Raw genomic sequence first — 13391 nt, forward strand, 5'->3', positions numbered from 1 at the left:
AGAGAGGGGAGAGCCCATGACATCGATCTATTCGTTTTCGGCGCGCACACTGGGCGGCGAGGAAGTGAACCTCGAGCGCTATCAAGGCAAGGTGTTGCTGATCGTCAATACGGCGAGCGAATGCGGGTTCACGCCGCAATACGCGGGCTTGCAGAAGCTGTACGACGGTTACGCGGCGCGCGGGCTGACGGTGCTCGGTTTTCCGTGCAACCAGTTCGGCAAGCAGGAGCCGGGCGACGCGGCGCAGATCGGCGCGTTCTGCGAGAAGAACTACGGCGTGACCTTCCCGATGTTCGACAAGGTCGAGGTGAACGGGGCGAACGCGCATCCGCTATTCCGCTATCTGACGGGCGAGGCGCCGGGCCTGCTGGGGCTCGAGGCGATCAAGTGGAATTTCACCAAGTTCCTGATCGGCCGCGACGGCGAGGTGGTCAAGCGTTATGCGCCGTTGACCAAGCCCGAGGCGATTGCCGAGGACATCGAGAAGCTGCTTTGAGTGGCTGCTTTGAGTTGCCGCGTTGAGTTGCCGCTTTGAGTTGCCGCGGAGCGTAAGGCAAGGAACCGGCGCAAATGCAACGCAGCTAGAGAATCGGCGCGAACAGCCGCGCCACGTGCATCAACACGCGCCGCAGCGCGCTCGCATGCCGGTACTCGTTGCGATCGATTTCGATCGATTCGGCGAAGTCCTCGAGCAGCATCGCCTCAACCTCTTCGGCGAAGCCGCGGTCCACGGTCAGCACCATGATCTCGAAGTTGAGCCGGAACGAGCGGTTGTCGAGATTGGCGCTGCCGATCGCGGCGGCCATGCTGTCGATCAGCACCACCTTCTGATGCAGAAAGCCCGGCTGGTAGCGAAAGATCCGGATACCCGCGCGTAGCGAGTCGTACGCATACAGCTTCGAGGCTTCGAACACGACCACGTGATCGCGCCGGCACGGAATCATGATGCGCACGTCCACGCCGCGCAGCGCGGCGAGCCGCAAGGCCGCGAACACGGCTTCGTCGGGGACGAGATAGGGCGTGGTGATCCAGATCCGTTCGCGCGCCGCGTTGATCGCTTCGACGAAAAAGAGCGAGCAGGTCTCCTGTTTGTCGGCCGGGCCGCTCGGCACCACGAGGCAGTGCATGTCGTGACCGGCCGGGCGCTCGGCGGCCGCCGGCGCGGCGGGCATGTCGAACACGGGCAATTGCTGGGTCGCCCAGTGCCAGTCCTCGGTGAACACGAACTGAATGCTCGCGACCGCGGGGCCGCGCACCTCGATATGCGTGTCGCGCCACGGCGAGAGCGGCGGCCTCGCGCCGAGATATTCGACGCCAATGTTATGGCCGCCGACAAACGCGCGCTCGCCGTCCACCGAAACGATCTTGCGGTGATTGCGAAAGTTCAGTTGCAGCCGGTTTACGAACCGGCGATGGGTGGCGAACGGATGCATTTCCACGCCGCCTGCGGTTAGCGCCGCCACGTAGCGGTGCGGCAGATCGAAGCTGCCGATGCTGTCATACAGGAAGTAGACGCGCACGCCTTGTTTCGCCTTCGCGATCAGCACGTCCTTGAACATTTCGCCGAGCGCATCGGCGCGCACGATGAAGAACTGCACGATCACGTAGTGGCGCGCGTTTTCGATCGCCTCGAAGATCGCCTCGAAGGTCGCCGTGCCGTTCACCAGCGTGCGCACCGAGTTGCCCGGCAGAAACGGCATGCCGCCGAGCCGCGTGAGCGAATGCACGAGCCTTGCGCCGAGCGCCTGCATGGGCAGTCCCGTGGACGAAGCCTGCTCGTCCCACTCCGGCGGGTGGGCGCGTGCGCGCAGCAGTTCGTTTTCGACGCGGCGCGCGTCCGCATAGCCGGCGAACTTGCTGCGGCCGAGGAACAGGTAGGGCACCAGCGTCAGATAAGGCATCGCGACCAGCGACACGGCCCACGCGATCGCGCCTTGCGACGTGCGGGTATTCAGAATCGCGTGGCACGCCGCGACGACGCCCAGGATATGAGCGAGGGCGACCAGCGTGCCGACGTGAAGCAGGTCGAATTGCATAGGCAGGCGAAGGATTGGAAAGCGCGCTCCGAGTCACTTCCGGGAGTGTACTCAGACGCGCCGCGCGGCGAGCGACAAGCGTAGCCGACCGCCGCGCCCGGCCCGCGATAAACCGTTACACCGGCAGATCGGCGGCCTGGATCAGGAACACGTTGTCGTCGCCGGCGCTGGTGGAGAGCCATACCAGATCGAGGCCGCCGAACGCCGCCTCGACGTGCTGGCGCTCGTTGCCGATCTCGATCACGAGCACGCCGTTTTCGGTGAGCCAGTTGCGCGCGTCGGCGATGATCCGGCGCACGACGTCCATGCCGTCGGCGCCGCCCGCGAGCGCCATGTCCGGCTCGTGCTTGTATTCGGCGGGCAGCTCCCGCATCGACGCCGCGTTCACGTAAGGCGGGTTGCTGATGATGACGTCGTAGCGCCGTTCGGCGAGCGGCGCGTACAGATCGCCTTCGAAAAGGGCGATGCGGTCGTCGAGCTTATAGTCCGCGACGTTGCGCGCGGCGACTTCCAGCGCGGGCGCCGACAGATCGACCGCGTCGATATCGGCGTTCGGAAAGGCATGCGCCGCGAGAATCGCGAGGCAGCCGGAGCCGGTGCACAGTTCCAGCACTGCGCTCACCTGCTCGGGATCTTCCACGTACGGTTGCAGGCCGTCCTGCAGCAACTCGCCGATGAACGAACGCGGCACGATCACGCGCTCGTCCACGTGGAAGCGAAAGCCGTGCATCCACGCTTCCTGCGTGATGTACGCGGCCGGCACGCGTTCGGCGGCGCGGCGCTCGATCACGTTCAGCACGGCGTCGATTTCGGCCGCGCTCAAGCGCGCATCGAGAAACGGCTCCAGCAGATCGAGCGGCAAATGCAGCGTATGCAGGATCAGATAGGCGGCTTCGTCGTAAGCATTGGCCGAACCGTGGCCGAACGACAGCCCGGCCTGGTTGAAGCGCGACACCGCGAAACGCAGCAGGTCGCGGACAGTGGAAAACGGAAGCGTCATCGCAATTAGTCCTTGTTCAGGCGATCAGTTGTTCGAGCACGCGGCGGTACACGTTTTTCAGCGGCTCGATGTGCGCGAGTTCGATATGTTCGTCGATCTTGTGGATGCTGGCGTTCAGCGGACCGAATTCGACCACCTGTTTGCAGATGCGCGCGATGAAGCGGCCGTCCGAGGTGCCGCCGGTGGTCGACAGTTCGGTGCTTACGCCGGTTTCATCCGCGATCGCCTTGGCGAGCGCATTCGACAGGTCGCCGCGCGGCGTGAGGAACGGCAGGCCGCTCACGGTCCATTGCAGATCGTATTCGAGCCCGTGCTTGTCGAGGATCGCATGCACGCGCGCCTGCAGACCCTCCACGGTGCTGGCCGTCGAAAAGCGGAAGTTGAACATCACGTCCGCGTGGCCCGCGATCACGTTGGTCGCGCCGGTGCCGCTGTGAATGTTCGACACCTGCCACGTGGTGGGCGGGAAGTATTCGTTGCCGTCGTCCCAACGTTCGGCGACCAGTTCCGCGAGCGCGGGCGCGAGCAGATGCACGGGGTTTTTCGCCAGATGCGGATAGGCGATGTGGCCTTGCACGCCCTTGACGACCAGCTTGCCCGACATCGAGCCACGCCGGCCGTTCTTCACCGTGTCGCCGAACCGTTCGCTCGAAGTCGGCTCGCCGACGATGCAGTAGTCCATGCGCTCGCCGCGCGCCTCCAGCGCCTCGACCACCTTGACGGTGCCGTCGGTGGCGGGGCCTTCCTCGTCGCTCGTGATCAGGAACGCGATCGAGCCGCGATGCGACGGGTGGGCCGCGACGAATTCCTCGCTCGCCACCACGAAGCCGGCGATCGACGTTTTCATGTCCGCCGCGCCGCGGCCATACAGCTTGCCGTCGCGATGGGTCGGCTCGAACGGCGCCGAGCGCCACTGTTCGAGCGGGCCGGTCGGCACCACGTCGGTGTGGCCGGCGAAGGCGAGCAGCTTGCCCGCGGTGCCGTCGACGCCGCGCTTGACGGCCCACAGGTTGGTCACGCCGTTCGATTCGATCGTCTCGTGTTCGAAGCCGATGGCGGACAGGCGTTCGATCAGCAGGCGCTGGCAATGCTGGTCGTCGGGCGTGACGGACGCGCGCGCGATGAGTTGTTCGGTAAGGGCGAGGGTGCCGGACATGGATTTCGTACAAGCCACTTGGAAATGAAAAAATGCCGGCTGGCGGTTGAACACCGCAGCCGGCAACGGCTTTCAGGCAACGCGGCGAGGCCGCGTGTCGACTTCTTGTTGCGTTCGGGCGTGGCTTCACGCAAACAGCGTTGCGTATTCGTCCGCGGAAAAACCGAGCGACTTGACCCGACCGTTGACCACCAGCACCGGCCGCTTGATCACCGAGGGCTTGTGGATCATCAGCGCGATCGCGCCCGACTGGGTATCGGCGGCCGCCTTCATGTCGTCGGCCAGGCCGCGCCAGGTGGTGCCGCGCCGGTTCAGCAGCGCGTCGAGCTTCACGTCCTTCAGCCAGTCCTGCACGAGCGGCTCGGTCACGCCGGCTTTCTTGAAGTCGTGGAACTCGAACTCGACGCCGTGCTCTTCCAGCCACACGCGGGCTTTCTTCACGGTGTCGCAGTTCGGGATGCCGTAGACGACGGTTTTGGTGCCGCGTGCCATCAATCGCCTCGCAGCAGCTCGTTCAGGCCGACCTTGGCGCGCGTCCTGGCGTCGACCTTCTTGACGATCACGGCGCAGTACAGGCTATGCGAGCCGTCTTTCGACGGCAGGTTGCCCGCCACCACCACGGAGCCCGCCGGAATGCGGCCATACGACACTTCGCCGGTTTCGCGATCGTAAATCTTGGTGCTCTGGCCGAGGTACACGCCCATCGAGATCACCGAGTTTTCCTCGACGATCACGCCTTCCACCACTTCCGAGCGCGCGCCGATGAAGCAGTTGTCCTCGATGATGACCGGGTTCGCCTGCAGCGGCTCCAGCACGCCGCCGATGCCCACGCCGCCCGACAGGTGAACGTTCTTGCCGATCTGCGCGCACGAGCCGACGGTGGCCCACGTGTCGACCATCGAGCCTTCGTCCACATAGGCGCCGATGTTGGTGTACGACGGCATCAGCACGACGTTCCTCGCGATGAACGAGCCGCGCCGCGCGATGGCCGGCGGGACCACGCGAAAGCCGCCGGCGGCGAAGTCTTCAGCGGTGTAGTTGGCGAACTTCGACGGCACCTTGTCGTAGAACTGCGAGTAACCGCCGGCCGGCATCGGCGCGTTGTCTTCCAGGCGGAACGACAGCAGCACCGCTTTCTTCAGCCATTGATTGACGACCCAGTCGCCGTCCTTCTTCTCGGCGACGCGCAGCGCGCCCTTGTCCAGTTGCTCGATGGCGTGGGCGACGGCTTCGCGCACGTCGGCCGGCGCGGCCTTCGGCGACAGCTCGGCGCGGTTTTCCCAGGCGGTGTCGATGATGCTCTGAAGTTGTTGCGACATATGCGTGTTTTCTGAAGAGTTGAAGTCGGAAGAAGGGATGCGGTGCGGGGGCGTTAAAGCAAACTCAACCCGCGAGCGCGCGGCAAAAGTCGACGATCCGTTGCGCGCCCTGGGTGCATTCGTCGACGTCGGCGACGAGCGCCATGCGCACGAAATTGCGGCCGGGGTTCACGCCGTGCGCGGTGCGCGCGAGAAACGAGCCCGGCAGAACCGTCACATTATAGTCGGCGTACAGGCGCTGGGCGAACCCGGTATCCGTAAGGCCCGTGCGCGAGACGTCGGCCCACAGATAAAAGGCGGCGTCGGGCAGGCGCACGTCGAGCACTTCGGCGAGCATCGGCGTGACGGTGGCGAACTTGCGCACGTATTTCGCGCGGTTCTCGCGCACGTGCGCTTCGTCGTTCCAGGCGGCGATGCTGGCCGCCTGGTACACCGTCGACAAGGCCGCGCCGTGATAGGTGCGGTAGAGCAGGAAGGCTTTCAGGATCGCCGCGTCGCCCGCCACGAAGCCCGAGCGCATGCCCGGCACGTTCGAGCGCTTGGACAGGCTCGACAGCATCACGAGCCGCTCGAAGCCGCGGCCGAGCTTGTGCGCCGCTTCGAGGCCGCCGAGCGGGGGATGGGCTTCGTCGAAATAGATTTCCGAGTAGCACTCGTCGGAGGCGATCACGAAGCCGTAGCGGTCCGACAGCGCGAACAGTTCGCGCCAGTCGTCGAGCGTGAGCACCGCGCCGGTCGGATTGCCCGGCGAGCATACGTAGAGCAGTTGCGTGCGCGCCCAGATGTCGGCCGGCACTGCCGAATAGTCGCAGGCGAAGTTGCGCGCCGGGTCGCTGTTCACGAAGTACGGCTGCGCGCCGGCCAGAATCGCCGCGCCTTCGTAGATTTGGTAGAACGGGTTCGGACAGAGTACGATCGCAGGCTCGCCTTCGGCATTGCGTTGCGGGTCGATCACGGTCTGCGCCAGGGCGAACAGCGCCTCGCGCGAGCCCGACACCGGCAGCACCTGGGTGGCGGCGTCGACCGGCGGCAGGTCGTAGCGCTGCGTGACCCATTGCGCGATCGACTCGCGCAGCGGCTGCGAGCCGATCGTTGCCGGATACGCGGCCAGGCCGCCGAGCGAGGCGACCACCGCGTCGCGGATCAGCGCCGGCGTGGGATGTTTCGGCTCGCCGATGCCGAAGCTGATGTGCGCGAGGCCGGCCGGCGGCGTGATGTCCTTGAAAAGCGCACGCAGCTTTTCGAACGGATAGGGCTGGAGGGAATCGAGGAGCGGGTTCACTGGACGGTTCGGGCCTGATCGAAGATGGGCGTGGACGGATGCAGGAAGATGCCGGCACGCGCGCCGGCGGCAAAGCGCTGACCAATGCGCGAGACAGACAGCAGCGGGACGGCGGTAAAACAGCAGCGGGACGGCAGCCAAACGGACGGCGGCGAGCGGATGATTATAGCGTGGCGCGCATGGCGTAGCGCGTGGCCGTTCGCGGTCCCATCAGCCCTCTCACGACACGGCGCAGCGCTGACAAGCGGCTGGCCGCGCCGCCCGCCAGGTGGCGCAGCGCAGGCGACGCAGCGGGAACGACGCGAGCCGCCGACGGTTCGCGCAAGAAAGAAGCAGGAGCAGCAATGGTCGTAGCAGTCGTCAAGACATTCGAGACATTCGGACGAAGCGGGCGCGATAAACCCGCGGCCCCCAACAGCAGCACCGCCGGCGGTTCCGCAAGGAGCGCGGCATGACCAACTGGCTTCGCCACGGCTGGCCGACGCTTGCGATCATGCTGGGCGCTTCGGTGTGGGGCATGATCTGGTATCCACTGCGCATGCTCGCGGCGCTCGGCGTGACCGGCACGGCGGCGAGCGCGCTGACGAGCGGCGCCGGCTGCCTGTTCGTGCTGCTGGTGCGGCGTCACGCGCTCAAGACGGTGCGCTGGCATTGGCTGCTGCCGGCGTTGGCGCTGGCGGCCGGCATCACCAATCTCGGCTTCGTGTGGGGCTCGATCCACGGCGAGGTCATGCGCGTGTTGCTGCTGTTCTATCTCACCCCGGCATGGACCGCGCTGTTCGCGCACTTCATCCTGCATGAACGGTTGACCTGGCCGGGCGCGGGCCTCGCCGCGCTGTCGCTGGCCGGCGCGATGACGATGCTGTGGTCGCCCCGGCTCGGCCTTCCCGTGCCCGGCAATCTCGCCGAATGGGCGGGCCTCGCGGGCGGCATGGGCTTCGCGATGAGCAACGTGCTGATCCTCAAGACGAGCCGCGTATTGCCCGACATGAAGCCCGAAATGCGCACCGCGACGATCTTCGGCGGCGCGGCGCTTTTCGGCGCGTGCGCGTCGTTGTTCGAGGCCATGCCCGCGCCGCCCACCGGCGCGCATCTCGGCACCGCCGCGCTGCTGGTGCTCGGCCTCGGCTTTCTGCTGGCGTCGAACAATATGCTGGTGCAGTACGGGCTCGCGCGCGTGCCGGCCAATCGGGCCTCGATCATCATGCTGTTCGAACTCGTGGTCACGGCGTTTTCCGCGTGGCTTTTTGCCGGCGAGACGCCGGGGCCGCGCGAATGGGCGGGCGGCGCGTGCATCGTGCTGGCGTCCGCGCTGTCGAGCTGGATGCATCGCACGAGGGCTTTGCCGCCCGATCCCGCCAATCAGGACGTGAGCGCCGCCATCGATCCCGATACAGACCGTAAGGACGGTAAAAACCGTCCACGCGCGATGGTATGATTGCCCCTCATTAGCTGAAGCACGTTGGACAGCGCGTGCTCAGCGCCCATATCGCAGGGCGTTGCGGGGTGTCGCGAGCCTTTGCCGTTTCGCTGCTTCGGCGCGCGGCAGGCGCGGCCCTCGCGAGCCACTTTTTATTTTCCCTTTTCCAACAGCGAATCCGCCGTGCGTCTGACCTCGATCAAACTCGCTGGCTTCAAGTCATTCGTCGATCCCACGCATTTCCAGGTTCCCGGCCAGCTAGTTGGCGTGGTCGGGCCGAACGGGTGCGGCAAGTCCAACATCATCGACGCCGTGCGCTGGGTGCTCGGCGAATCGCGCGCCTCCGAGCTGCGCGGCGAGTCGATGCAGGACGTGATCTTCAATGGCTCGACCGCGCGCAAGCCGGGTAGCCGCGCCAGCGTCGAACTCGTGTTCGACAACGCCGACGGCCGCGCCGCCGGCCAGTGGGGCCAGTATGCCGAAATCGCCGTGAAGCGCGTGCTCACGCGCGACGGCACCTCGAGCTACTACATCAACAATTTGCCGGCGCGCCGCCGCGACATTCAGGACATCTTCCTCGGCACCGGCCTCGGGCCGCGCGCTTACGCGATCATCGGGCAGGGCATGATCGCGCGCCTGATCGAGGCGAAGCCGGAAGAGCTGCGCGTGTTTCTCGAGGAAGCCGCGGGCGTGTCCAAGTACAAGGAACGTCGCCGCGAGACCGAGAACCGTCTGCACGATACGCGCGAGAACCTGACGCGGGTCGAGGACATCGTCCGCGAACTCGGGGCGAATCTGGAGAAGCTGGAAGCGCAGGCGGTCGTCGCCACGCGCTACAAGGAATTGCAGGCCGACGGCGAAGAGAAGCAGCGCCTCCTGTGGCTGTTGCGCAAGAACGAAGCCGGCAGCGAGCAGGAGCGCCAGCAGCGCGCGATCGAACAGGCGCAAATCGACCTCGAGGCGCAAACCGCCAAACTGCGCGAAGTCGAGGCGCAACTGGAAACGCTGCGCGTCGCGCATTACTCGGCCAGCGACGCGATGCAGGGCGCGCAAGGCGCGCTGTACGAGGCGAACGCCGAAGTCAGCCGGCTCGAAGCCGAGATCAAGTTCATCGTCGAATCGCGCAACCGCGTGCAGGCGCAGATCGCCGCGCTCACCGCGCAACGCGAGCAGTGGCAGTCGCAAGCCGAAAAGGCGCAAGGCGATCTGGAAGAAGCGGAAGAGCAACTGGCCGTCGCCGAGGAAAAAGCCGCGCTCGCCGAAGACGAAGCCGCTGCGAAGCACGACGCGATGCCCGCCCTCGAAGCGCGCTGGCGCGACGCGCAGACGGAGTTGAACGCCGAGCGCGGCGGAATCGCGCAGGCCGAACAGGCGTTGAAACTCGAAGCCGCGCATCAGCGCAATGCCGATCAGCAATTGCAGCAGTTGCAGCAGCGTCACGAGCGCCTGAAGCTCGAAGCGGGCGGTCTCGACGCACCCGACGAAGCGCAGCTCGAAGACCTGCGCATGCAGCTCGCCGAGCACGAAGAAATTCTGCACGACGCCCAGGCGCGTCTCGCCGACGCGCACGAAACACTGCCGCGCCTCGACGGCGAGCGGCGTGCCGCGCAGGAGCGCGTGCAGGCGGAAAGCGCGCAGATTCATCAACTGGACGCGCGCCTTGCCGCACTCAAGCAATTGCAGGAAAACGTCCAGACCGAAGGCAAGATCCAGCCGTGGCTCGAAAAGCACGAACTGAGCGGCTTGCCGCGTCTTTGGAAGAAGCTGCACGTCGAAGCCGGTTGGGAAACCGCGCTCGAAGCGGTGCTGCGCGAACGGCTCGCCGCGCTCGAAGTATCGAATCTCGACTGGGTTAAAGCGTTCGCAACCGATGCGCCGCCCGCCAAGCTCGCGTTCTACGCGCCGCCGCTGGCCGGGCAGCCGGCGGCCGCGTCGGCCACGCTGCGGCCGCTGTTGTCGCTGGTTCGTATCGACGACGCGGGCATCCGCGCGGTGCTGAACGACTGGCTCGGCCTCGTCTTCATGGCCGACGATCTGCAGCAGGCGCTCGCCATGCGCGCGCAATTGCCCGAAGGCGGCTCGTTCGTCGTGAAGGCGGGTCACGTGGTGACGCGCGTCGGCGTGCAACTGTATGCCGCCGATTCGGAACAGGCCGGCATGCTGGCGCGTCAGCAGGAAATCGAAAACCTCGCGCGCCAGGTGCGCGCGCAGGCTTTGCTCGCCGACGAGGCGAAGGCCGCCGCGATCCGCGCCGAAGCGGCTCATACGCAAGCCACGCAGGCGCTGAGCGACGTGCGTCAGCAGGCGGAACGCGCGACGCAGCGCGTGCATGCGCTGCAGATGGACGTGCTCAAGCTCACGCAGGCGCACGAGCGCTACACCCAGCGCAGCACGCAGATTCGCGAAGAGCTCGAGGAAATCACCGCGCAGATCGAAGAGCAGCGCGCGTTGCGGGCGGAGTCGGAAGCGAACTTCGAGCGTCATGACGGCGAACTCGCCGAATTGCAGGCGCGCTTCGAGGATCATCAACTGGCGTTCGAGGCGCTCGACGAAGCCCTCACCGCCGCGCGCGCGCAATCGCGCGATCTCGACCGTGCCGCCACCGACGCCCGTTTCGCCGCGCGCAACATGGCGAATCGCATCGACGAATTGAAGCGCAGCATTCAGGTCGCGCATGAGCAGAGCGAGCGCGTCGCGGCATCGCTGGAAGACGCGCGCGCCGAACTGGAAACGATCAACGAGCAAACGGCGCACACCGGCCTGCAGGACGCGCTCGACATCCGCGCGGTCAAGGAAGAAGCGTTGCACGCCGCGCGTCTCGAACTCGACGATCTGACCGCCAAGCTGCGCGCCGCCGACGAAACCCGTCTCACCGCCGAGCGCGCGTTGCAGCCGCTGCGCGACCGCATCAACGAATTGCAGTTGAAGGAACAGGCCGCGCGTCTGAACGGCGAACAGTTCATCGAGCAACTGGCCGCGGCCGGCGTCGATGAAGCCGAACTGCAAGCCAAGCTCACGCCGGACATGAAGCCGTCGTACCTGCAAGGCGAGGTCACGCGCATCAACAACGCGATCACGGCGCTCGGGCCGGTCAACATGGCCGCGCTCGACGAACTGAAAGCGGCGACCGAACGCAAGTCGTTCCTCGACTCGCAATCGGCCGATCTGACGAGCGCGATCGAAACGCTCGAGGACGCGATCCGCAAGATCGACGGCGAAACGCGCACGCTCCTGCAAGGCACCTTCGACGAAGTGAACCGTCATTTCGGCGAACTGTTCCCGCGTCTGTTCGGCGGCGGGCAGGCCAGGCTGATCATGACCGGCGACGAAATTCTCGACGCCGGCGTGCAGGTCATGGCGCAGCCGCCGGGCAAGAAGAATTCGACCATTCATCTGCTGTCGGGCGGCGAAAAGGCGCTGACCGCCACCGCGCTGGTGTTCGCGATGTTCCAGTTGAATCCGGCGCCGTTCTGTCTGCTCGACGAAGTGGACGCGCCGCTCGACGACGCCAACACGGAACGTTTCGCGAACCTCGTGCGCGCGATGTCGGACAAAACCCAGTTCCTGTTCATCTCGCACAACAAGATCGCGATGGAAATGGCGCAGCAGTTGATCGGCGTGACCATGCAGGAGCAGGGCGTCTCGCGGATCGTGGCCGTCGACATGGAAACGGCTGCCGGTTTCGCCCAGAATATCGTTTGAGTTTTCGTTTGAGTCGAGCATCGCGGGCGCCCGCGTTCAGCGCAGCGGCCATCGGCCGCGCGACACGTGGAGCGGGCGCAGCGCCGCGCATATAAAAGAATTGCTGATGGAGCATGCATGGACGAGTTGACACTCGGTTTGATCGGCGCGGGTGCCGTGGTGGTCGGGGGCGTGGTCGTGTACAACGCGTGGCAGGGCGCCAAGGTGCGCCGCAAGATGCCGCGACCGATGCCGGCCGATACCGCCGAAAGCTTCGCGCGGGACGATCAGCAGGAACAAAGCCCGTTCATCGAACCGGCCCGGCCGACCACGCGGCGCGAGCCGGTGGCGGGTTCCGATGCGGCGGCTGAAACGGCGGCTGCGCGCGTCGAGCCGACGTTCGGCGCGAGCGCCGCGCCGCTCGATACGCCGGCCGATATTCAGGCCGAGACGACCTCGCCGAACGGGTATCCGGACGCCGGGAGCGGAGCCGAGGCGGCTGATGCCGGCAAGATGTCCAAGGCCGGCAAGGCCACGACGGGAACGCCAGCAGGCCAGCCAGCAGGTCGGCAAGCGCACGAGCCGGTCGAGCCGATCATGCCCGCCGCCACGACCATTTCGTCGGCGCCGCCCGCCATCGTCGATCGCCGCATCGACTGTATCGTGCCGATTCGTCTGAACGGCCCGGTTGCCGGCGACAAGGTGATTCCGCTCGCGCAACGTCTGCGCCGCGCCGGCAGCAAGCCGGTGCATATCGAAGGCAAACCCGAGGGCGGCGCGTGGGAACTGCTGCAAAACGGCGCGCGCTATGACGAACTGCGCGCGGCCGCGCAATTGGCCAATCGCAGCGGGGCGCTCAACGAACTGGAGTTCTCCGAGTTCGTGACCGGCGTGCAGCACTTCGCCGACGCGCTCGATGCGTCGCCGGAATTTCCCGACATGCTCGAAACGGTGGCGATGGCGCGTGAGCTCGACGGTTTCGCCGCGCAATGCGACGCGCAGTTGTCGATCAACGTGCTCTCGGATGGCGCGCCGTGGTCGGCGAATTACGTGCAGGCGGTTGCGTCGCAGGACGGCTTGCTGCTCTCGCGCGACGGCACGCGCTTCGTCAAGCTGGACGCGAAGCAAAGCCCGGTGTTCATGCTGCAATTCGGCGACACCAACTTCCTGCGCGACGATCTCACCTACAAGGGCGGGCAGATGATCACGCTGGTGCTCGACGTGCCGGTGGCCGACGAGGACATCCTGCCGTTCCGTCTGATGTGCGACTACGCGAAATCGCTGGCCGAGCGTATCGGCGGGCGGGTGGTCGACGACGGCCGCCGTCCGTTGCCTGAAACCGCGCTGCTCGCCATCGAAAAACAGTTGATGACGCTTTACGCCAAGCTCGAGCAGGCGGGCATTCCGGCCGGTTCGCCGGCCACGCGGCGCTTGTTCAGCCAGTAAGTCCAGCGCATTGCAGGTTGTGTCAGACGGCCGCACGATGTGCGGCCGTCC

Annotated in this window: 10 protein-coding genes; 4 read left to right on the plus strand and 6 right to left on the minus strand. The window is 66.0% G+C overall.

Translation table 11 applies throughout. The features are described 5' to 3' along the window. The first annotated feature begins 16 nt into the window (after window positions 1-16). The gene (locus BUE39_RS07205) at window positions 17-496 is read left to right on the plus strand and encodes a glutathione peroxidase (protein WP_073427966.1); all 480 of its coding nucleotides are present in this window, start codon (window positions 17-19) and stop codon (window positions 494-496) included. Window positions 497-581: 85 nt separating this feature from the next. On the opposite strand, the gene cls is transcribed toward BUE39_RS07205, so the two are convergent. The 6 genes from cls to dapC form a co-directional block, all read right to left on the minus strand. Next, on the minus strand, window positions 582-2036 hold the full coding sequence (gene cls / locus BUE39_RS07210) for a cardiolipin synthase (RefSeq protein WP_073427967.1): 1455 nt from the start codon (window positions 2034-2036) through the stop codon (window positions 582-584). Window positions 2037-2151: 115 nt separating this feature from the next. Further along, a complete protein-coding gene (prmB, locus tag BUE39_RS07215) occupies window positions 2152-3036 on the minus strand; it encodes a 50S ribosomal protein L3 N(5)-glutamine methyltransferase (protein ID WP_073427968.1) in 885 nt (294 codons plus the stop codon). A gap of 16 nt (window positions 3037-3052) precedes the next feature. Next, window positions 3053-4192 (minus strand): succinyl-diaminopimelate desuccinylase, encoded by a 1140-nt coding sequence (dapE, locus tag BUE39_RS07220; protein ID WP_073427969.1) that lies wholly within the window; start codon window positions 4190-4192, stop codon window positions 3053-3055. Window positions 4193-4318: 126 nt separating this feature from the next. Further along, complete coding sequence (locus BUE39_RS07225) at window positions 4319-4684, minus strand: ArsC family reductase (protein ID WP_073427970.1); 366 nt, start codon at window positions 4682-4684, stop codon at window positions 4319-4321. Next, window positions 4684-5511 (minus strand): 2,3,4,5-tetrahydropyridine-2,6-dicarboxylate N-succinyltransferase, encoded by an 828-nt coding sequence (gene dapD, locus BUE39_RS07230; RefSeq protein ID WP_073427971.1) that lies wholly within the window; start codon window positions 5509-5511, stop codon window positions 4684-4686. Before dapD ends, BUE39_RS07225 begins: the two co-directional genes overlap by 1 nt. A 64-nt stretch (window positions 5512-5575) precedes the next feature. Then, window positions 5576-6793 (minus strand): succinyldiaminopimelate transaminase, encoded by a 1218-nt coding sequence (gene dapC / locus BUE39_RS07235; protein ID WP_073427972.1) that lies wholly within the window; start codon window positions 6791-6793, stop codon window positions 5576-5578. Window positions 6794-7244: 451 nt separating this feature from the next. Here dapC and BUE39_RS07240 point away from each other — a divergent pair, with 451 nt between their 5' ends. From BUE39_RS07240 to BUE39_RS07250, 3 genes are all read left to right on the plus strand, one after another. After that, a complete protein-coding gene (locus BUE39_RS07240) occupies window positions 7245-8231 on the plus strand; it encodes a DMT family transporter (protein WP_073427973.1) in 987 nt (328 codons plus the stop codon). Window positions 8232-8396: 165 nt separating this feature from the next. Beyond that, on the plus strand, window positions 8397-11915 hold the full coding sequence (gene smc / locus BUE39_RS07245; RefSeq protein ID WP_073428106.1) for a chromosome segregation protein SMC: 3519 nt from the start codon (window positions 8397-8399) through the stop codon (window positions 11913-11915). Between the two features lie 117 nt (window positions 11916-12032). After that, window positions 12033-13340, plus strand: a complete 1308-nt coding sequence (locus BUE39_RS07250; protein ID WP_073427974.1) for a cell division protein ZipA C-terminal FtsZ-binding domain-containing protein — start codon at window positions 12033-12035, stop codon at window positions 13338-13340. Window positions 13341-13391: the final 51 nt, after the last annotated feature.

This window comes from Paraburkholderia terricola (assembly GCF_900142195.1).
Classification (GTDB): Bacteria; Pseudomonadota; Gammaproteobacteria; order Burkholderiales; family Burkholderiaceae; genus Paraburkholderia; species Paraburkholderia terricola.